Genomic DNA, 19,232 nt, shown 5'->3' on the forward strand with positions numbered 1-19,232 from the left:
AGTGGCGTGGAGTTTGCAAATATAGAATCTAGCAAGATTATAGAATCCAGTAAAATTACAGAATCTAGCGCACGTATGCAGCCTGCTATCGATTTGAGCGAGCCTATACATTTAGCAATTATTTCTATCATCGTGCCAGTGTTTAATACGCAAAAATATATTAAGCGATGTCTAGATTCTATACTCGCGCAGAGTATGGCTGAAATTGAGGTGATTATCGTTGATGATTGCGGGCAGGATAGGGCTATGGAGGTGGTAGAGCAGTATAGTGATAGGCGTATAAAAATTGTGCGCAATGCGTATAATGTCGGGCTATTAATGGCACGCATTGAGGGTTTAAAGCACGCAAGTGGCGAATATATTATGTATGTAGATTCTGATGATTATGTGTGTAAAGACTTTTGTGCGCGCTCCTTACAGGCAGCCAAACAGAATGGAGCGGATATTGTGTGCTTTGGTGCGAGACTAGAGGGCTTTTATCGTCGTGTGTGGCGTGCGCGCAAAAATGGCGTAATCAAAAACGCCTTTAGCGTGTTTGTATGCGGGAGTAGATTCTATCCATATGTGTGGAATAAGCTCTATGCAAGGGAGCTTATGGTGCGTGTGGATATGATTATCAAGCAGGCTTTAGATGATGTAAGTCGCGCGCGGAGTGATTTGCACACTAGGGAAATGAATAGCGAGGCGAGTGGCGATAAAGGTGTGCGCATTACTTTGGGTGAAGATATACTTAAAAGCTTTGTGGCTTTGAGTTTGTGTAGTCGTGTGTGTGGGATTAAGGGGGATATGTATGTGTATTGTGCAAATATAAATTCAAGCACTGCGCAGCCTACGCACGAGGCGTATAGAGATGTGAAAGATGCGCTAGCGGCTATTGTGCGCATTATGCGTGAGCTGTATGTGGGTGATGAGAGCAAGCCTCAATACGATGTGTTAGAAGCGCGTGCGCAAAAGATTTATAGAATCTTAGACTATCTTATTTTATGTGCGCGCGCAAAGCAGAGTGGGTATCTGCGCTATATGTGTAAGTCGCTATGCGTGTGGTTTAGGCTGGAGGGCGTGCTAAAGATAATGATTTATATCTTTAGCTTTGGCAAAGTGAAGCGATAAACGCATTAGAATCTGCATTTTAGTAAAGCGGCGTGATTGCGCAGCTAGTGTGGCTTGCGCAAAATATGCTTTAGCTTAATGGCGCAGAATCTGCATTTATCTCATGTTTATTTGATTTTTTTAATTTGCTTGATTTAGGCTTATTTGACTTATTGGCTTTAAGCTCTTTGGCGACTTTGTGGAGTTGCTTTTCCTCAAGCTTTGCAATTTTTAGCTTTTTTTGCACTTCTTTTAGGGGGTCTATGTGATTTGCTTGATATTGTGAGTAACTCCACACAATGCTAGGGTCTGGCAGCAGGCATACAGCGGTTTGGTCTTTGCCCTCATAGTCGATTTTGCTCAAAATATCGCGCGCCACATTAAGCCTTGCACGCTTTTTGTCGTTGGTATTGACAATCGTCCAAGGGCAAATGTGCGTGTGTGTGCGCGCAAACATCTTTTCAAACGCCTCTGTGTATTGCTCCCATAAATCAAGTGATTTGCTATCAATGGGGCTTAGCTTCCACATTCTTAGTGGGTCAGTTTTGCGGCGTAAAATCCTGCGCTTTTGCTCCTCCCTGCCCACATCAAGGAAATATTTAAAAATCATCGTGCCGCTTGAGATGAGCATTTGCTCCAAATTTGACACTTGTGTGATAAACTCCTTATACTGCTCCTGCGTGCAGAATCCCATAACCTTTTCCACACCCGCGCGGTTATACCAGCTCCTATCGTAAAAAACGATTTCGCCCCCACTTGGTAATGTGCTGATGTAGCGCTTGAAATACCATTCTGTTTTTTCCTTTTCGGTGGGCTTATTGAGCGCAACTATGCGGCAGCCACGCGGATTCATATGGCTCGTGAGTGCTTTAATCGTGCCTCCTTTGCCCGCTGCGTCGCGTCCCTCCATAATGATAATAATTTTTTGATTGGTGGCTTTGACCCAATTTTGTAATTTGAGCAGCTCAATTTGCAGTTTTGTGAGCTCTTTTAGGTAAAAATCCTCCTTCATACGCCCATCTTTGCCTCTAAAAATTTTTTGGACATCGCCCTCACTTTCAGGTCTAATAACGATTTGTCGCTCTTGCTTCCCCATAGCGTCTCCTTAGTGTAAAAATTATGTTTTATAGTGTAATATGTTTTATTCAAAAATGTAGCAAAGATGTAAAATTTAGCGCGCTACTTTTAAGGGAGGTTACTAAATGAAGCCTAATGAGATGAAGTCTAGTGATATGGAGCGAGATATAGCACAAGGTATGATTTTGCATACACAGCTCGCACAAGCAGCTTTAGAGATAATGCATACAAGGGGTTTATACATCGCTATGGCAGAGAGCTGCACAGGCGGGCTTTTGAGCTATCATTTTACCGCGCTTAGCGGCGCTTCGCAAGTGTTTTTAGGCTCAATGGTGAGCTATGCTAATGAGATTAAGCACAAGTGGCTTAATGTGAAAGAGGCGGATTTGCAAGCTTATGGCGCGGTGAGTGAGCCTGTAGTGCGCGCGATGTGTGAGGGCGTGCTGCGTGAGAGTGGTGCGGATATTGCACTAGCCACAAGTGGCATTGCTGGACCAAGCGGAGGCAGTGCCAAAAAGCCTGTGGGGAGCGTGTATATCGGCGTGCAATCGCGAGGGAGCAAAATGCAAGAGGGTAAGACAATCGTGAGCTATAATCACTTTTCTGGTGATAGGCAGAGTGTGCAGCTGCAAAGCTGTGCTAAGGCGCTTGAAATGCTCCTCACACTCCTAAACTCTTGACAATTTATGCCAAAATCACTATAATGCGCTCTTTTGTGTCATTGCAGACGCGATGAGATGCTTTAAGCTGCAAAGGCGCAAGGCGAGGGTGTAAGGATAGATGACCCGTTAGCTCAGTTGGTAGAGCAATTCCCTTTTAAGGAATGGGCCGTTGGTTCGAATCCAACACGGGTCACCACCAAAATAAAAGTGGCCCCTTCATCTAGCGGTTAGGATACCACCCTTTCACGGTGGCTACAGGGGTTCAAATCCCCTAGGGGTCACCACTTTTATTTTCTTCATACTTCTTTGGTCGCTTAGCTCAGTTGGTAGAGCGCCACCCTTACAAGGTGGATGTCACAAGTTCGAGCCTTGTAGCGACCACCATTTGTTTAAAATCCTTAGACTTCTATACGAGGGTTTTGGGCGTTGGAGCGGTAGTTCAGCTGGTTAGAATACATGCCTGTCACGCATGGGGTCGCGGGTTCGAGCCCCGTCCGCTCCGCCACTTTGCGATACTTCTTTATCTTTCTTGATTTTTATAGAATCTAGCCTTAGCCTAAAGCGCCATATTTTGCGTTATAGATTTAGTCTTTATAGAATCTAGGCATGATATAAGGTGTAATAATTGAGGTTTATAGGTTTTGTATAATCTTATTAAGCTCAATAGTTTTTTGCTTTTGATTAATGAGCGTTTGCTCAAGCGTTTCAAGCGTTTTTGGTGAAATATAATCAAGCAGTTCTACAATGTGATTATATTTGATATGAGTAGGATTGTGAGCATAGACTTTGCGCAGGATTTTATGCGAGTCTGTATTGCCAAAAAGCTCTTGTTCGCATACATCTAGGGCTTCAGCGATAAAGGGTATCATATCGGCTTTAAGCTCGATATTGCCATTAAGATAGGCATAAAGGCTTGATTTTGCAGGGATTTCGCCCGTTTTGTTTGCTTTCATATCAAGATTGATGAGGCGCTCCACAAGCTCTTTTTTACTCATCTTTTTTGCTTTCAAAATTTCATTGATTCTATCGACTACTTTCATGGGCAGTATTATAAAATGTTACATTATACTTAAGAAAAAACTAATTATCGTTTAAATATAATAATATCGCTGTTTATACTATATCTGTATAAAAGACAAATTTTATTTTTAAAGGATGAAAAATGGCAGTTTATACTTGCAAATATTGTGGAAAGCAGTCAAGTGCAGCTTCTTTTGCCAAAAACTCATGTTCTAAAAGTCCCACCAAAAGTCATGTCTTAATGGAAGCGACTACAAAATTATCAAAATATGTTTGTAAGCATTGTGGCAGTTCAAGTTCAGTGTCTAGTTTTGCCGCAAACTCATGTTCTAAAAGTCCTACGAAGAGTCACGAATTAATAGGGTAAGGATTTAAGTAGGGTTTCATGCAGTTTTTACAAAAGTGTGTCAGATCCTCATTTTTTAGTTACTTTATCCTTGCTATGATAGTGCTAAATGCCATTGTTCTGGGGCTTGATACCATAGAACCCATTCAAACAAAAATTAGAAATACACTTAATTTCTTAAGCAATTTTTGTCTTTTTATTTTTCTTGTCGAGGTAAGCTTAAGAATAATTGTGTTCAAAAAAGATTTCTTTATTGGCAAAAACAAGGGCTACAATTGTTTTGATTTGTTTGTTACGCTTGTGAGTTTAGGCGGGCTTTCACAGCTTTCTATGCTTAGAGCTTTTAGTATTTTTAGAGTGCTTAGGCTGGTATCTGTTTTACCCTCAATGCGCCTTGTGGTCTCTGCTATGCTTAGAACTTTGCCCGCAGCTCTACCTATTGCGGTCATTTTGTTTATTTTCTTTTATGTCTATGGCGTGCTTTGTGTGAATTTGTTTGGCAAGGATTTCCCGCAGTTTTTTGGCACATTAGGCGAGAGTTTTTATACACTTTTTCAAATTATGACTTTAGAGGGCTGGAGTGAGGGCATAGTGCGTCCTGTGATGGTGCTTTATCCTTATGCGTGGCTAGTTTTTACAAGCTTTATTTTTATAGTAAGCTTTGTAGTGATGAATTTAGTTGTGGGCATTATCGTTGAGAGCATTGCTGAACTTAAAACGCAGGATAAAAAATAATACTTTTGCTGCAGATTCTAAAGCTTAATTTTTACAATACTTAATAGGGGGCTAGCGATGTTTTATAATCAAAATATACAAGAGCGCTTTAGCGTTAAAAATCAGGATAAGTATATTTATAGCTTTATAGATTCTCACTATAAGCCAAATGTCATTACACGCACCGCAAACGGCAATGGTGGGCAGAAGTTTAGAGCATTTTTTGATAAGTTTTGCCAACATTTGTTTGATATAAATCTCACATTGCTTGAGGATATGGGGGAGTTTCCTATCGCATATACTGAAGCGCAACAAAGTGCGCAAATTGCCATTGCGCTTTCACGCCTTACGCCATTTGTGATGAGTGAATATCGCGTGGATTGCAGAGGGATAGGCATTACAGATTATGAGGGGAGAGAGAGGAGTGGGCGGAGCATTGATTTTTGGTGTTCACCTTATGAAAACAATAAGACAGATTTTGATATATGGATAGAATCTAAGTCTTTATGGCTTAATGTTGGTGTGCAAGCGCAATGGAAGTTTGACACAACTTCTAAAAAGCGCATATATGATGCCTTAAAACAAATTGAAAATATTGATGAGCTTAAGGCAGGTGGTAGGCTAGTGGAGTTTCATGATTTTAAGGTTGCACTTTTTAGCATTCATGTGTATTCTCAGCGTGGGCAAGAGCCAGATATAAATGAGCTAGATTCTATCCCGCAAAGCATAGCAGACCAAATAGCCACGCTTTCTAGCGCAGATAAGGACGATAATATGGGTGTGCTGTGCGGTGTTTTAGATTTGCGTAAATGTGAGAAATATTGCCACTTCTTTAGGAATCACTATATGCCTTTTATCGTTGTGGCCGGTGCTGTGCGGGTGTAGCTCTCTTAAATAGTTGTGCTTTAATCAAGCTACTTCAATCTATGTATTTTATAGAATCTGCGCCTTTTAAAGCCTTATGCGGGAAGACAAATAAATCCTAGAGCAAACCCTCTAAATGCGGGCATTATAGAATCTAGATTCTATAAATATAACTTGTTTTTAAAACTCATCTGCTATAATGCCTCCTCCAACCTAGATGACGCGCCTTTCCTTTCATATCGCTAGTCTGTTACTAAAAGATTGTTGGGCTAATTGTAGTGATTTCTGTGTGTCGGTGTTTCTGCTTGAGCTATGCAAATAGTGAGGATTTGCCGCCTAAGGGGATTCTCTTGGCTCTGTTTGTGGCTTTTTTAGGCTACGCACATTGGGGTAACGCTCATTTGGGCTTTTATAATATTTCTACATAATTTCAAAGGATAATAATGCAAGAGCGCATACTCATTATCGGCAATGGCGGGCGTGAATACGCTATGGGGCGCGTGCTAGCAGCAGATAATAGAGTAGCAGCACTTTACTTCGCGCCGGGCAATGGCGGCACGCAAAATCTTGGCACAAACATCGCTTGCAATAAGCCAGCAGAGATACTAGATTCTATAAAAAAGCTTAATATTTCACTTGTTATCATCGGTCCTGAAGCGCCTATTAGCGAGGGATTAGGCGATTTTTTGCGTGAAAATGGAGTGCGTGTTTTTGCGCCATCTATGAAAGCGGCGCGTTTAGAATCTAGCAAGGCATATATGAAAGATTTTGTAAGTCAAGCCCATATCCCCACAGCGCGCTATGTGCAATCAAGCGATATAGAGGAGATTTATCATTTTATCGACACGCTCACCCCTCCTGTTGTGGTTAAAGCCAGCGGATTATGCGCGGGCAAGGGCGTTATCATCGCTCAAAGCCATAAAGAGGCAAAAACTTGCGCTAAAGATATGCTAAGTGGGGCATTATTTGGCGAGGCGGGTAAATGCGTGGTGGTGGAGGAGTTTTTGGAGGGCTATGAACTTTCAGTCTTTGCTATTTGTGATGGCAATGATTTTATTTTACTCCCCGCTTGTCAAGACCACAAGCGGCTTTTAGCAGGCGATAAAGGACCAAATACGGGTGGTATGGGAGCTTATACACCTACACCGCTTTGTGATGAAGCATTGCTTACAAAAATTCGCACACGTATCATCGCTCCAACGCTTAAAGCTTGCAAAGAGCAGGGTGAGCCATTTTTGGGCGTGCTATTTGCGGGCATTATGGTGTGTGAAAAAAATGGTGAGCTTGAGCCGTATTTGCTTGAATTTAATGTGCGCTTTGGCGACCCTGAATGCGAGGTGCTTATGCCTTTATTGCAAACGCCCTTGCTTGATGTGATAACTTATGCCATTGATGGCAAAATAAACCAACTACAATGCGCTTTTAAACCCCTTTATGCTGTGGCTGTGGTGGCTTGCTCAAAAGATTATCCCTACAAATCAAGCGCGCCTGCGCCAATTAGCATACATCATTTTAATGAGAATCTAGGACATATCGTGTATGCGGGCGTGGAGGTAGATTCTAAAGGGCAGCTTTTAGCAACTGGTGGGCGTGTGCTTTTGGCTGTGGGAATGGGGGAGAGCCTAAAAATTGCGCGTGATAATGCTTATGAGATTTTAGGGCATATATCATTTGCAGGTATGCAATTTCGCGATGATATAGCTCATAGAGCCTTAGCCTTATGAATGATGATAAAATCTTAGATATGCTAGAGCGAGAGAATCTGCACCTTGCTGATAAGGGTGTGCGCACTCTGGCGTGGTTTATTGATGTGTTTTTGCTCTCCATTATTTTTACACTCATTCATCTTGATACATTTAAGCAGCTAAGCGATACACAGGGGAATATAGATTATTATAAATTAAGAGATTTTATGGGGCTGTATGCGTGGCAAGTGTGGATTTTAAAAGTGAGCTATGATAGCTTTTTTGTGTGGTATTATGGTAGCTCCATTGGCAAGATTTTATGCAAGATACGCGTAGTGAGTGTAGATTTACTTGATAAACCAAGCTTTTTTATGTCATTTGTGCGCGCCTGTGGGAAATATATAGGGGAAAATCTGCTTTTTATTACTTATCTTTTTGGTTTTGCTGATAGATTCTCACGCACCTTGCATGATAGATTGGCAAAAACTTTGGTGATTACATATTGAAAAAATACATCTTAATGGGGTTTTTTATATGCTCAATGCTTTTTGCTAAAGAGCAAGATATGTTTGATTTATCCGCTGATGATGTGCAGGCAAAGGGTGATATTATCACGGCTAGTGGCAATGCGTTTTTGTTTTATGGCGACATATACATGGTGGCGCAAAAAATTATTTATAATAAACAAACCCAAGAAGTGCAGCTTGAAGGCGGTGCAAAAATCTATCAAGGTAATGTCATGTATCTTGATGTAGAGAGAGTGGATATAACTTTGCAAGATAAATTTATCAAAATGAGCCATTTATATTTGCAAAGTGCTATGGGGATTTGGATTATGGCAGAGCAGGGGCAGGGAAAAGATGGACATTATACCTTTAAGCGTGGGGTGATTTCAGGCTGCGATATAAGGAGTCCTTTGTGGCATTTAAATGTTACTTCAGGCACTTATGATACGCAAAAAGAATATATGAGCGTATGGAATCCACGCTTTTACATAGGGCGCGTGCCGGTGTTTTATCTGCCTTATTTTGTCGCACCAACGGGCAATGTGCGCAAAAGCGGCTTGCTTTACCCTGAAATGTCTTTTAGCAATCGCCAAGGCTTTATGTATATGCAGCCGCTTTTTATCGCGCCATATAATCGATGGGATATTACCCTTTCACCGCAGATAAGGACTAATCGCGGCTTTGGGGGTGAAGTGGAGTTTAATTTTGCCGATACAGATAATGAAGTCGCACGCCTGCAGGGGCGGTATTTTCAAAATAGCGATGATTATATGAATGTTAATAATCTCAAAAATCAGCATATTTATGGCGGGACTTTCCTTTATAAAACGCATAATGTGCTAGTTAAGAATAGTGAGCGTGTAAATGATGGCTTTTGGGCGAATGTTACTTATATGAATGATTTGGAGTATATGCGCTTACAGAGTTTAAATGCTGTGTTTAACACACGCCTTTATGAATCGCGCATAAATTATTTTTTAAATTCTAATAAACATTACTTTGGCACTTATTTGAAATACTATTTGGATTTATCTAAGCCTAATAATGATGACACTTTTCAAGCCCTGCCGCAGATTCATTATCATCACTACACAGATTCTTTATTTTTTAAGAATCTGCTTTACACTTTTGATTATCAAGGCAAGCATATTACGCGTCCTTCCGGCTATGGGTATTATCAAAATACCATGTCTTTGCCTATTGGCGTGGCATTTCCTATTGCTAAAGATTATTTTAGTTTAGGGGGCAGCCTTGATATGTATGCCACTTCTGTATTGCTTAAAGATGCCTTTGGGCTAACTGACGCCACAGGCAGCGCGTTAAATAAAAACATTAACTATGGTGTGGGCAGCTATAATGTATCTATTAATTCAGACATAGCCCGCCCATATAAGCATTTTTTTCACTCTATGCACTTTGAGGCGATTTTTAGCGGCGCGCTGTATAAATATACTTCTTATGCTGTAGCAGATGATAAATATCAAGCCTATAATGCACTCATTGACCAGGGACTATCCACAGAGGCTTTAAGTATGTATTGGAATCCTAGTGATATTGTTGATGTGGTGAAAAATAAGCACAAAGTGGATTTAAAACTCTCACACTATTTTTATGGCAAAAATGGCAAGGAATTATTTTATTGGCGTATATATCAGCGATTATTTTTGCAAGATAGCTTTTTGATGAGCAATCAAGTCCTAAGAAATGAAATTGGGTTTTTACCCTTTAGCGGGCTTAATGTGAGTGCTTCAGCATTTTACTCCTACACGCGCAAAGCTTTTAGTGAAGCTTCATTAAATGCCTCATTTAGCCGATGGGGGTTAGATTCTAGCCTTACTTATTATTTTAAGCTTGACCCGCTATATCTGGCTTCAGGCTTATATTCTGCGCAAGGTAATACTGGCTTTGCGCGCGCAAATTTGGGCTATGACTTTGGCTATTTTAGGCTTAATGCAAATGTGGGCTATGATGTGGGGCTTGGATATTTAAAGGATTGGTATGTTACAATCTCCAAAGATATTCGCTGCTTTGGTATTGGGCTAAAGTTTGCGCAAGATGTGCGCCCTATTTTGACGGCTGATAATCAAATTACGCCGATTACTAATCAATATGTCAAAATTGAATTTCGTTTCGTGCCTTTGGCAAATACAGGGCTTACTTATAGATTTGAGGAGTAGAGAGTATATGCAGCGTATTGTGTTTGAGGATACAGAATCTGCCATTAAGCCATTGCTAGATTCTGTAATGATTAAAAATCTTTCTTTAAATGATGCTATTTTGGTGGCTATTGGCAGAGATGGCATTATGCTAGCAGCTATGCTTGCCAAAGCGCTTAAAATCCCTATGACATTTCTTTTTACACAAATTATTGCCTCCCCTCTTAATCCTGAATGCCCCATTGCCGTAGTGAGCGAGGATATGGAAATTGTAATTAATGAAGAGCTAGTTAATGCCTTTGGGATTAGCCTTGATTATGTGTATGGGGAGGCTCAAAGGCAGTATGAGGAGGCGATTTTACCTGCGCGTTATCAATTAAGAAAGGGCGAGAGTTTAAGCTCATTTCATAATAAGGATATTTTGCTTTTTGACATAGGCATAGAAACGGGCTTGCGCGTGGGCGTGGCGATTAAGACTTGTATGAATTTGCTCGCAAAAAGTATTTGTGTTATTGCGCCTGTTATGCCTAAGAATATTTATGATTTTTTAAGTGAGATTTGTGATGATGTGTGCTGCCCTTATCCCATTGAATACTATGTATCAACTGCACATTATTTCCCACATCTACAAATGCTTGATGATGAGGCATTTGAGGAAATACTCACTAAAACCACCGCAAAGGATATGTAATGCACGAAATTCACATAGAGCTTGAGAATCTAGCTGAAAAATACACGCTTAATTATGTTGCGCAGGCTTCAAATGGCGCGCTTTTGTATCAAAATGGCGGGAGCGTGCTGCTTGCAAGCGTGTGTGCGCAAGAAAATGAGCAATATGATGATGATTTTTTGCCACTTAGCGTGCAGTATATTGAAAAATCTTACGCAAGCGCGAAGTTTCCCTCCGGCTTTGTCAAGCGCGAGGGCAAGCCAAGTGAATTTGAGATTCTCACCTCAAGGCTTATTGACCGCACTTTGCGCCCGCTTTTTCCTAAAGGCTACACGCTTAATACGGCTATTGTGGTAATGGTGCTAAGCTATGATGGCAAGAGCGATTTACAGCTTAATGCGCTTAATGCCGCTGCAAACGCGCTTTATATATCCAATCTACCATTGCCAAGTTTGCGAGATAATGCCGTTTGTGGTGTGCGCATAGGGCGCAAAAATGGCGCATTTATCATTAATCCCACAATGGAACAGCTTAGCCAAAGCGAGCTTGATTTATTTGTGTCTGGCAGGGGTGATGAGCTGCTTATGATTGAGATGAAAAGTATAAGGAGCGAAAATGGTGCTAATGAGCTTGATGAGTATGATTTCTTAAAAGCGCTTGAGTGCGCTAAGTCTTATATTAGTAATGCCACACAGGCGTATCATACGCATTTTTCGCCGCACAAAAAGCCGCCGCTAGCACTTGAAATTATAGAATCTAGCCTAGATTCTATAATATTAGAGCAAATTGCCACGCGCTACCACGCCCAGCTTACACAAGCCATTACGCATATGGCAAAATCAGAATCTCATGCCAAGCTTCAATCACTCATTAAGCAAGTAGCCAGTGAGTGTGAGCTGCCCCAAAAGGAAGCTCAAGCCTATGTGATGGCGTGTAAAAAGCAAATCGTGCGTGCTATGATTTTGCAAGATAAGCGCAGAGCCGATGGGCGTGGATTGAAAGAAGTGCGCCCCATTAGCATTCAAACTAATATTCTGCCCTGCGTGCATGGCAGCGTGCTTTTCACAAGAGGGCAGACGCAAGCGCTTGTGAGCGCGACTATTGGTGTAGAAAATGATGCGCAAAGCTATGAAATGCTAGGGAGCAAAACTGCGCTAAAAAAGCGGTTTTTATTTCATTATAATTTTCCGGGCTTTAGCGTGGGCGAGGCAAGTATGATAGGCGCTGTAGGGCGCAGAGAATTAGGGCATGGCAATTTGGCTAAGCGCGCTTTAGAATCTAGCCTTAAATCACCAGATAAAACTATCCGCCTTGTGTCTGAAATCTTAGAATCTAATGGCTCAAGCTCTATGGCTAGCGTTTGTGGAGGCTCACTTGCGTTGTGCGCGTGCGGCATCGAGGTAGATTCTCTCATCGCAGGCGTGGCAATGGGGCTTATTACACAAGATGATGAATATGCGATTTTAACAGACATTAGCGGACTAGAAGACCATGATGGCGATATGGATTTTAAGGTAGCAGGCGGTTATAAGGGCATAAGTGCTATGCAAATGGATATTAAACTAGGTGGCATCACACATACAATCCTCACACAAGCGCTATTTCAAGCCAAAGAGGCACGCGAGCAGATTCTTGGCATAATGGAGGGCGCAAAGGCACGCATTGTGCTAAATAGCGCGATTTTACCTAAAAGCGAGAGCTTTTTTATCCCTCCTCATAAAATTGCTGAAGTCATCGGCGCTGGTGGGCGCGTGATTAGAGATATTATTGAGCGATTTGGGGTTGGCATTGATTTAGCGCGTGAGAGTGGTGCTGTGCATATAAGCGCGACCAATTTAGAGAGCTTGCAAAAGGCAAAAGCCTTTATTTTGGGGCTTGTGGGTGATAAGGCGGAGAGAGTGGATTGGGAGAGCTATGCGGTGGGCGAGCGATTTATTGGTAAGATTAAAAATATTGTTGATTTTGGTGTGTTTGTGGAGCTGCCGCGCGGCGGCGATGGGCTTATTCATATAAGCAAGATTGCAAGGGATAAGTCTAAGAGTTTGAATGAGTTTTTACAAGGTGTGAGTGAGGTGGAATGCGAGGTGCTATCGCAGCATAAAAATAAGGTCGAACTTGGGCTTGTTAGGGTGATTTAATATTGTTTTTATCAAAGCTTAGGCATAATCCTACCTCCAAAGCGACAAGTAGGGGACATATCCGAACAGGCTTTGAGATAAAAAACGAGGTGATACAATGAGAATTTTAGCTCTTTTGTGCTTAGGTTTAGTAGGCTTTGCATTTGGTGCAGAGGTAAGTGGTATTGATATGATTAAATCATATTCAATCGCGGGTGCAATTATTGGTTTGGGTATTGCAGCACTTGGTGGCGCGATTGGTATGGGACATGCAGCAGCAGCGACTATTTCAGGGACAGCGAGAAATCCCGGCATTAGCGGTAAGTTACTAGGAACGATGTTTATTGCACTAGCTTTGATTGAAGCGCAAGTGATTTATACATTAGTTTTGGCTATCGTAGCCCTTTATTCAAATCCTTTTCTTGCCTAACCATAGGCAAATCCCCTAACTCTAGGGGATACGCGCTGGTGGTGGAACTGGTAGACACACCATCTTGAGGGGGTGGCGGGGCGACCCGTGCGAGTTCAAGTCTCGCTCAGCGCACCATACTCTTTAATATTATAGAATCTGTATGAGTTTTTAAGTAGCCGGAGTGGTGAAACTGGTAGACGCGCTAGACTCAAAATCTAGTAGGGGCGACCCTGTGTCGGTTCGAGTCCGACCTTCGGCACCATGGGGTTATAGAATCTATGAGATACAATAAAGCTTTTATCTTTAAATAATGATTTTTCTCAAGGATAATTTTTGGAACATTATGGATTTGGACACTCGGCTTTAAGCCTTGTTGTGCCTATTTTTGTTATTTTTATGGTAGTGCTTACGCGCCGCGTGGTGCTATCGCTATTTTTGGGGATTTGTTTGAGCGGGGTTATGCTCTATGGCTTGGGCTGGCAGGCTTTGGAGTTTATATATAAATCCATAAGCCGCGTGTTTTATGATGGTGGCATAAACTGGAGCGGGGCTTTCATTTTTGGATTTTTAGTGATACTTGGCATCATTACGCAGCTCATTCTTTATAGCGGTGCGATTGGGGCGTTTGTCAAGTGGGCTAGGCAGCATATTAAATCTGCTCAAGGCTCGGAACTTTTGGCATTCATCGCAGGGGTGGTGATATTTATTGATGATTATTTTAACGCACTCACCGTTGGGCAAATCTCGCGCTCACTTAATGACAGCTATCATTCAAGCCGCGAAAGGCTGGCTTACATTATTGATTCAACCTCTGCGCCTATTTGTATCCTCATACCGCTATCAAGCTGGGGTGCGTATAATATCGGGCTGCTTGGTGAGCAGGGTATTAGCGAGCCTTTTATGGTGCTTATACAGAGCATTCCTAATAATTTTTATGCGTTTTTTGCCCTTTTTGGTGTTATCTTAACGATTTTTTGGAAGGTCAATCTTCCTCCTATGCGCAATAATATCAATGTCGGTATGGAGGAGAAAAGCACACATCTGCGCGTGCTTGAGCGTAGAGCTGCGCTTTTATATCTTATATTGCCTATAATTGCGCTTATTGTGGGCATTTGCTCTATGATTTTTTATACAGGGTATGTGCATTTGGAGGCAGGTGAAGCGGGCATAATGGCTATGCTAGCGCGCACAGATACGCCTCTTTCGCTTTTTTGTGGAGGTTTGTTTGCCCTTTTTGTGACGCTCTTACTCACGCTTGGCATTATAGAATCTAGGGCGTATCCTATGATTTTTTGGTGTGGGGCAAAAAGTATGTTTGGCGCGATTTTAATTCTTATTTTGGCTTGGGCGATTGGACCTGTGATAAAAGAGCATATCCAAACGGGCATTTATCTTGCAAATGTGGCAAAACACTTCCTAAGTGCGGATATGATGGTATTTATGCCTGTATTTTTGTTTCTCATCTCTGCGTTTATAGCTTTCTGCACAGGCACAAGCTGGGGGACATTTGCCATTATGCTGCCCATTGGTATGGAGATAACGCTTCAAAGCGGAGATATGACATATAGCGCGTTTCTTGCTCTATCGGCTATTTTATCTGGCGCGGTTTATGGCGACCATACTTCGCCTATTTCGGATACCACTATTCTTTCTGCCATAGGTGCTGGCTGCTCGGTGCAAAGCCACTTTATCACGCAGTTTCCATATACGACGCTTAGCGCGCTATGCGCAGGTGTAAGCTTTGTAGTCGTATCATTTACGCATAGCACTATTGCGGCCTTTTTAGTTGGGCTAGCACTGCTTGTAGGAATATTTTATATCTTAAAGCGCAGATACGGCGGCGACTTGCCCGTGTAGATTGCGATGTTGCAGTATTTTTGTTACAATGCACTATAATTTTATAAGAAGGATTTTTATGCGGCAAGAATATAAATGCACCCTCAAGGGTATGGCTAAGTTTGAGCTTATTAGCTTTTATGGGCGTCATTTTCTTTCATCACGCAAGCTTAGTATCCAACCCGGCACAAATTATCTTAATCTTGGTTGTGGTCATAATATCCAAGATTCTCTGGGGGGGGGGGTATAACCATTATCAATGCTGATTTTTTCTCCCACCTTAAGCCTTTTAAAAAATATACTACACCAAAACCCCAATGGCAGCTTGATTTACGCTATCCACTTTTGTGCGCCGATAATGTGTTTGATGGCGTGTTTTCAGAACATGTGCTTGAGCATCTTTATATTGATGATGCTAGAGCGCTTTTGAAAGAGATTTATAGAATCTTAAAGTCTGGTGGCACATTAAGATTGAGTGTGCCGGACTTAGCTTTTAGAGTAGCAGAATATCTTAAAGATAAACAAGATTCACAAAAGAGATTTCTAGCGAGTGAGCATATAAGAAAACTTACACAAGAGTATTTACACCTAAGTGTTTGGGATTATGATAGGCTATATTATGAGCTAAACGAGCTAGGATTTGTCAATATTGAGCAAAGCTCGTTTAAAAAAGGGCGCAATAGTGAGTTACTTTTTGATTTAGAAGATAGGGCTTATGAATCGCTTTATGTAGAGGCAAGCAAGCCATCTTTATAGAATCCAGATTCTATGTTCCTATTTCCTGCTCTTGCGTAAATCGCGGAAAATATTATAAATCGAAATCCTTTTATGACCGCGAGTCATTCTAAAACTTTGCTCATAAAAAATGATAAAAGTAAGCAGCGCCCCTGCCACAAGGGAAGTAGAGACCGAAAGCATAATGGTAATATTATTAAAAAACGCCAAAAGATAGCCTAGCTGCTCGGGTTTATCAGCATTTTGCGTAAATGCTAGAATGCTAAGAATGCTTTTATACCCATAACTGCCCGGAAACATCGGCAGCAGCGCAGGAAAGACAATCACTTCGGCAGGCACTTTATTGCGCTTAGCAAGCAGCATCGTAACAAGCCCCATGCAGCAGCTCGCACAAAAACTAGCCCCAGCAAGGCTAAAAATAGGGATATTCATCAAAATGCTGCGGATAAAAAAGCCCAGCCCAGCGATAAACACAATCGATACAAACACGCGCTTTGGCGGATTAAACGCATAGCTAAAGCCAAAACCAGCCACCATCGCAAAAAGCGTATTAATCAAAATATGCTCAATGGAGTTTGAATTAAAAAAATCTGTGTAGAGAAACTCCAAAATTTGCGGATAAGATTCTAAAAGATTGAGTTCTAAAAAATTAAACATACTGCTCCTTTAGAATCTAGATATGTATGAGGGTTACTTGCGTGATACTAAGCGTTAAATACGCACCTACAGCGATACAGATAAGAAAAATACCCATATTTACCCCACGACTAATGGCCATTAGCGTGTATTCATGCAGTACATCAGCGAGTGAATTAATAATCTGCACGCCCGGAATGAGATACAAAATGCTAAAGCCCACCGCGATTTCAGGCGTTTTTGTCAGCCCAAAATGCACGCCGATATAGGCTACAAAGCTACACACAAAGCTTACAATCACATACATCGCGCGAATATCCACATGGAGTTTGCCCAAAATATAGCGCACGATAAATCCAGCAAATGTCCCCATAAATACGCATACTTGCGCTCCCACATCGCCATTAAAGAGCTTGCAAAAGGTAGCATTAGCAATGCTTGCAAAAAGTAGCGAGGATACAAAGCCAAAGTTACGCTCCTGCATAATGTGCTTGTATCGCACTTCTGCTTCTTTGAGCGAGATATTCTCATCATATATTTGCCAGCTTAGCGCGGATAGCTCGCTTATAATGCGAAAATTTGCGCCAAGTGGGGGATTTTGACACACTTGTGTGCGGCGATTAGCGTAATTATCCTTTTGGTAGAGGGTGAGCGTAATGGACTTTATCCACACGACCATACTCACATCATAGCCATAAGCACTGCCAATGCGCTGCGTGCATTTAATCACTCTTGAGGTGTAAGCACCATTTGCCATAAGCGAGGAGGCAAAATTCCCTAAAAATCTTATAAGTTCCTCTATGTCTGCGCTTTTAGATTCTGTATGTATAGAATCTAGCGTGCTAGGAGTTGCGTAGTCATTATGCTTTTGCGCGGCTAGGGTGGGCTGCTCCACTTTGTCTCCTTTTTTGTATTTTTAAGCAATGCTTAAATGTATTATATAATGATTTTAACTGAATGCATACCCCACGCCGCAGAGGTATAAGCCATTAGGGCTAATAGGATAGGTATAATGCTTAGCCTTTAGAGAGAGCTGCTCTTTTAATGCTTTAAGCTCTAGTTCGCCTCTGCTTACACATAGGGCTGCTCCAACCATAAGCCGCACTTGCGCACGCAAAAAGCCATTAGCGCGGATATAGATGATATTAGCCCCCTTATATGTGTAGTGCTTGCAGGCAAAAATAGTGCGAATATCACTTTTGGTATAAGAGCCATTTTTTTTAAAATACATAAAGTTATGTTCCCCCTCAAATGCCTTGAGTGCTGATTTTAAAAGCTTTATATTGCCTATTTTTTCACAACTTACATAAGAAGAGCAAAATACAGAGGGATTAGTGTAAAATATAAAGCGATATGCGCGCCACAATGCCTCAAAGCGCGGGTGAAAATCATCATGTATTTTGCAAAGCGAGCGAAGTTTAATATGCGGATAAAGCTTAGTGTTTAATAAATCGCGCAAAAGCTGCGTATTTTTAGAATCTAGATGACAAGCCTTAAAGCTTATAACCTGTGCGGTGGCATGCACGCCCTTATCTGTGCGTGAAGCGCCAATGATTGGGCTTTCAATCCCTACTTTTAAAAAGGCTTTTTGCAAGGCTTCTAGCACGCTTGGGCGGTGCTTTTGCAGGGCAAATCCGCTAAAAGCACTGCCATCATAAGCAATCACGGCTTTGTAGGTGGGCATTAATAAAACTTTGCAATAAATTTTTTATACAATAAAAAACTTGCTAAAAGCCATGCTAAGGGGATAATCACAATGCCAAGTAGTGCGAAATGCTCTGATGCAATATGCATAAGCACAAAATATAATCCCACAGAGGCAATCACATAAAAATATGACATATTTGAGTGGAAGCGTGGATTTGCAATGCCAAAAAGTGGCACAAGAAAGATAGAGGCAATGGGGAAAAGCGATACTATTACCGCTTGAGCAAGTTTGCGTAATTTTTGATGAGAATTAGCACTAAAAGCCTCACTCCAATACTCAAACAAATCATAACCCCTAAGCTGCGGCTCGCCGACATTTTGTCGCACGCTCATAGTTTCATAATCCACTCGCTTAATCTCTTCAGGTTTGGCAAAATAAGAGCTGCCTTGAGCGAGATTAAGCTCAAATAAGCCTTGATTATTATTTGTTTTGCCAGATTCTGCTACGATAAAAGTATCGCCCTCAAAGCCATTCTCGGAAAATAAAACGAGATTTTGATATATACGCTTATGCGCGCTATCCACATACACAAGCCAATCACCAAGCTTTTGCCCAAACTCGCCGGGTTTAATATTCACATCAATATCTGCCTTTTTTTGTGCGACAAAATTTTTAGAAGCACTATTAGCAAGTGGGAGCATAATGAGCGAAAAAACAAATAAAATAATAGTCGCTAGCAGCGTAATGGGTAGAAAGAATTTGACTATATCAAGGGGCTTTGCGCCTAGCGAAAAGCACACCATAAGTTCATAATCATAAGCCAAACGCGAGATAGCTAGCACTAAGGCTGCAAAAAAAGTAATGGGGATAATAAAAAATAAGCTACCCGGAATGAGATACATAAATAATGTCCCCAAATCTATAAAGCTCATTTTGACCACATAAGTGCGCCCAGCAATATCAATGAGTAGCACCACAGAGGCGATAAATAATAGCACTAAAAAAAAGGGGAAAAACACTTGTGCAAAAGACATAAAAAGATAACGTTTAAGCATCTCA

At 41.5% G+C, this 19,232-nt stretch carries 19 protein-coding genes and 6 tRNA genes; 19 read left to right on the plus strand and 6 right to left on the minus strand.

Annotated elements, in window-relative coordinates:
• The first annotated feature begins 6 nt into the window (after positions 1-6).
• Positions 7-1,110 (plus strand): glycosyltransferase family 2 protein, encoded by a 1,104-nt coding sequence (locus LS71_RS04230; protein ID WP_052057761.1) that lies wholly within the window; start codon positions 7-9, stop codon positions 1,108-1,110.
• A gap of 70 nt (positions 1,111-1,180) precedes the next feature.
• On the opposite strand, the gene ppk2 is transcribed toward LS71_RS04230, so the two are convergent.
• Positions 1,181-2,185 carry a polyphosphate kinase 2 gene (ppk2, locus tag LS71_RS04235; RefSeq protein WP_081946217.1) on the minus strand — a complete coding sequence of 335 codons (1,005 nt, stop codon included), beginning with the start codon at positions 2,183-2,185 and terminating at the stop codon, positions 1,181-1,183.
• A 106-nt stretch (positions 2,186-2,291) separates the two neighbouring features.
• Between ppk2 and LS71_RS04240 the strand changes: the two genes are divergently transcribed.
• From LS71_RS04240 to LS71_RS04260, 5 genes are all read left to right on the plus strand, one after another.
• Positions 2,292-2,846, plus strand: a complete 555-nt coding sequence (locus LS71_RS04240; RefSeq protein WP_081946216.1) for a CinA family protein — start codon at positions 2,292-2,294, stop codon at positions 2,844-2,846.
• Positions 2,847-2,948: 102 nt separating this feature from the next.
• A tRNA-Lys gene (locus LS71_RS04245) sits at positions 2,949-3,024 on the plus strand.
• Positions 3,025-3,037: 13 nt separating this feature from the next.
• Positions 3,038-3,112 (plus strand) — tRNA-Glu (locus LS71_RS04250).
• 24 nt (positions 3,113-3,136) lie between these two features.
• Positions 3,137-3,212: transfer RNA gene (locus tag LS71_RS04255), tRNA-Val, on the plus strand.
• Positions 3,213-3,256: 44 nt separating this feature from the next.
• Positions 3,257-3,333, plus strand: a tRNA-Asp gene (locus tag LS71_RS04260).
• A gap of 127 nt (positions 3,334-3,460) precedes the next feature.
• Here the strand turns inward: LS71_RS04260 and LS71_RS04265 are convergent.
• Complete coding sequence (locus LS71_RS04265) at positions 3,461-3,868, minus strand: helix-turn-helix domain-containing protein (RefSeq protein WP_034352400.1); 408 nt, start codon at positions 3,866-3,868, stop codon at positions 3,461-3,463.
• Between the two features lie 365 nt (positions 3,869-4,233).
• Here LS71_RS04265 and LS71_RS04275 point away from each other — a divergent pair, with 365 nt between their 5' ends.
• From LS71_RS04275 to LS71_RS04330, 13 genes are all read left to right on the plus strand, one after another.
• Positions 4,234-4,929, plus strand: coding sequence for an ion transporter (locus tag LS71_RS04275; RefSeq protein ID WP_052057759.1), 696 nt, complete (start codon positions 4,234-4,236; stop codon positions 4,927-4,929).
• A 57-nt stretch (positions 4,930-4,986) separates the two neighbouring features.
• Positions 4,987-5,793, plus strand: coding sequence for a hypothetical protein (locus LS71_RS04280; RefSeq protein WP_034352398.1), 807 nt, complete (start codon positions 4,987-4,989; stop codon positions 5,791-5,793).
• A gap of 422 nt (positions 5,794-6,215) precedes the next feature.
• Positions 6,216-7,496 (plus strand): phosphoribosylamine--glycine ligase, encoded by a 1,281-nt coding sequence (gene purD / locus LS71_RS04285; protein ID WP_034352395.1) that lies wholly within the window; start codon positions 6,216-6,218, stop codon positions 7,494-7,496.
• On the plus strand, positions 7,493-7,963 hold the full coding sequence (locus LS71_RS04290) for an RDD family protein (RefSeq protein WP_034352392.1): 471 nt from the start codon (positions 7,493-7,495) through the stop codon (positions 7,961-7,963). Before purD ends, LS71_RS04290 begins: the two co-directional genes overlap by 4 nt.
• Before the next feature lie 59 nt (positions 7,964-8,022).
• Positions 8,023-10,140 (plus strand): LPS-assembly protein LptD, encoded by a 2,118-nt coding sequence (locus tag LS71_RS04295; protein ID WP_138109829.1) that lies wholly within the window; start codon positions 8,023-8,025, stop codon positions 10,138-10,140.
• A 7-nt stretch (positions 10,141-10,147) separates the two neighbouring features.
• Positions 10,148-10,810, plus strand: coding sequence for a phosphoribosyltransferase (locus LS71_RS04300; protein WP_034352387.1), 663 nt, complete (start codon positions 10,148-10,150; stop codon positions 10,808-10,810).
• Complete coding sequence (locus LS71_RS04305) at positions 10,810-12,927, plus strand: polyribonucleotide nucleotidyltransferase (RefSeq protein WP_034352385.1); 2,118 nt, start codon at positions 10,810-10,812, stop codon at positions 12,925-12,927. The genes LS71_RS04300 and LS71_RS04305 overlap by 1 nt, the downstream gene beginning before the upstream one ends.
• Before the next feature lie 97 nt (positions 12,928-13,024).
• Positions 13,025-13,336 carry a F0F1 ATP synthase subunit C gene (locus LS71_RS04310; protein WP_034352382.1) on the plus strand — a complete coding sequence of 104 codons (312 nt, stop codon included), beginning with the start codon at positions 13,025-13,027 and terminating at the stop codon, positions 13,334-13,336.
• Between the two features lie 32 nt (positions 13,337-13,368).
• Positions 13,369-13,453: transfer RNA gene (locus LS71_RS04315), tRNA-Leu, on the plus strand.
• 40 nt (positions 13,454-13,493) lie between these two features.
• Positions 13,494-13,580 (plus strand) — tRNA-Leu (locus tag LS71_RS04320).
• A gap of 134 nt (positions 13,581-13,714) precedes the next feature.
• Entirely contained in the window at positions 13,715-15,175 is a 1,461-nt protein-coding gene (locus LS71_RS04325; RefSeq protein ID WP_052057783.1) for a Na+/H+ antiporter NhaC family protein, read from the plus strand.
• Positions 15,176-15,233: 58 nt separating this feature from the next.
• Complete coding sequence (locus LS71_RS09430; protein WP_194145662.1) at positions 15,234-15,404, plus strand: hypothetical protein; 171 nt, start codon at positions 15,234-15,236, stop codon at positions 15,402-15,404.
• A gap of 95 nt (positions 15,405-15,499) precedes the next feature.
• Positions 15,500-15,910, plus strand: coding sequence for a class I SAM-dependent methyltransferase (locus LS71_RS04330; RefSeq protein WP_034352376.1), 411 nt, complete (start codon positions 15,500-15,502; stop codon positions 15,908-15,910).
• Positions 15,911-15,928: 18 nt separating this feature from the next.
• Here LS71_RS04330 and LS71_RS04335 read toward each other — a convergent pair whose 3' ends face one another.
• From LS71_RS04335 to LS71_RS04350, 4 genes are read right to left on the minus strand one after another with little or no spacing between them, the layout of a single operon-like run.
• On the minus strand, positions 15,929-16,546 hold the full coding sequence (locus LS71_RS04335; RefSeq protein ID WP_034352365.1) for a threonine/serine exporter family protein: 618 nt from the start codon (positions 16,544-16,546) through the stop codon (positions 15,929-15,931).
• Positions 16,547-16,562: 16 nt separating this feature from the next.
• Complete coding sequence (locus LS71_RS04340; RefSeq protein WP_238700328.1) at positions 16,563-17,420, minus strand: threonine/serine exporter family protein; 858 nt, start codon at positions 17,418-17,420, stop codon at positions 16,563-16,565.
• A gap of 54 nt (positions 17,421-17,474) precedes the next feature.
• Positions 17,475-18,209 (minus strand): tRNA pseudouridine(38-40) synthase TruA, encoded by a 735-nt coding sequence (gene truA / locus LS71_RS04345; protein ID WP_034352361.1) that lies wholly within the window; start codon positions 18,207-18,209, stop codon positions 17,475-17,477.
• Complete coding sequence (locus tag LS71_RS04350; RefSeq protein ID WP_034352359.1) at positions 18,209-19,228, minus strand: LptF/LptG family permease; 1,020 nt, start codon at positions 19,226-19,228, stop codon at positions 18,209-18,211. Before LS71_RS04350 ends, truA begins: the two co-directional genes overlap by 1 nt.
• Between the last annotated feature and the right edge of the window lie 4 nt (positions 19,229-19,232).

This window comes from Helicobacter jaachi, from assembly GCF_000763135.2.
GTDB classification, from domain to species: Bacteria; Campylobacterota; Campylobacteria; order Campylobacterales; family Helicobacteraceae; genus Helicobacter_C; species Helicobacter_C jaachi.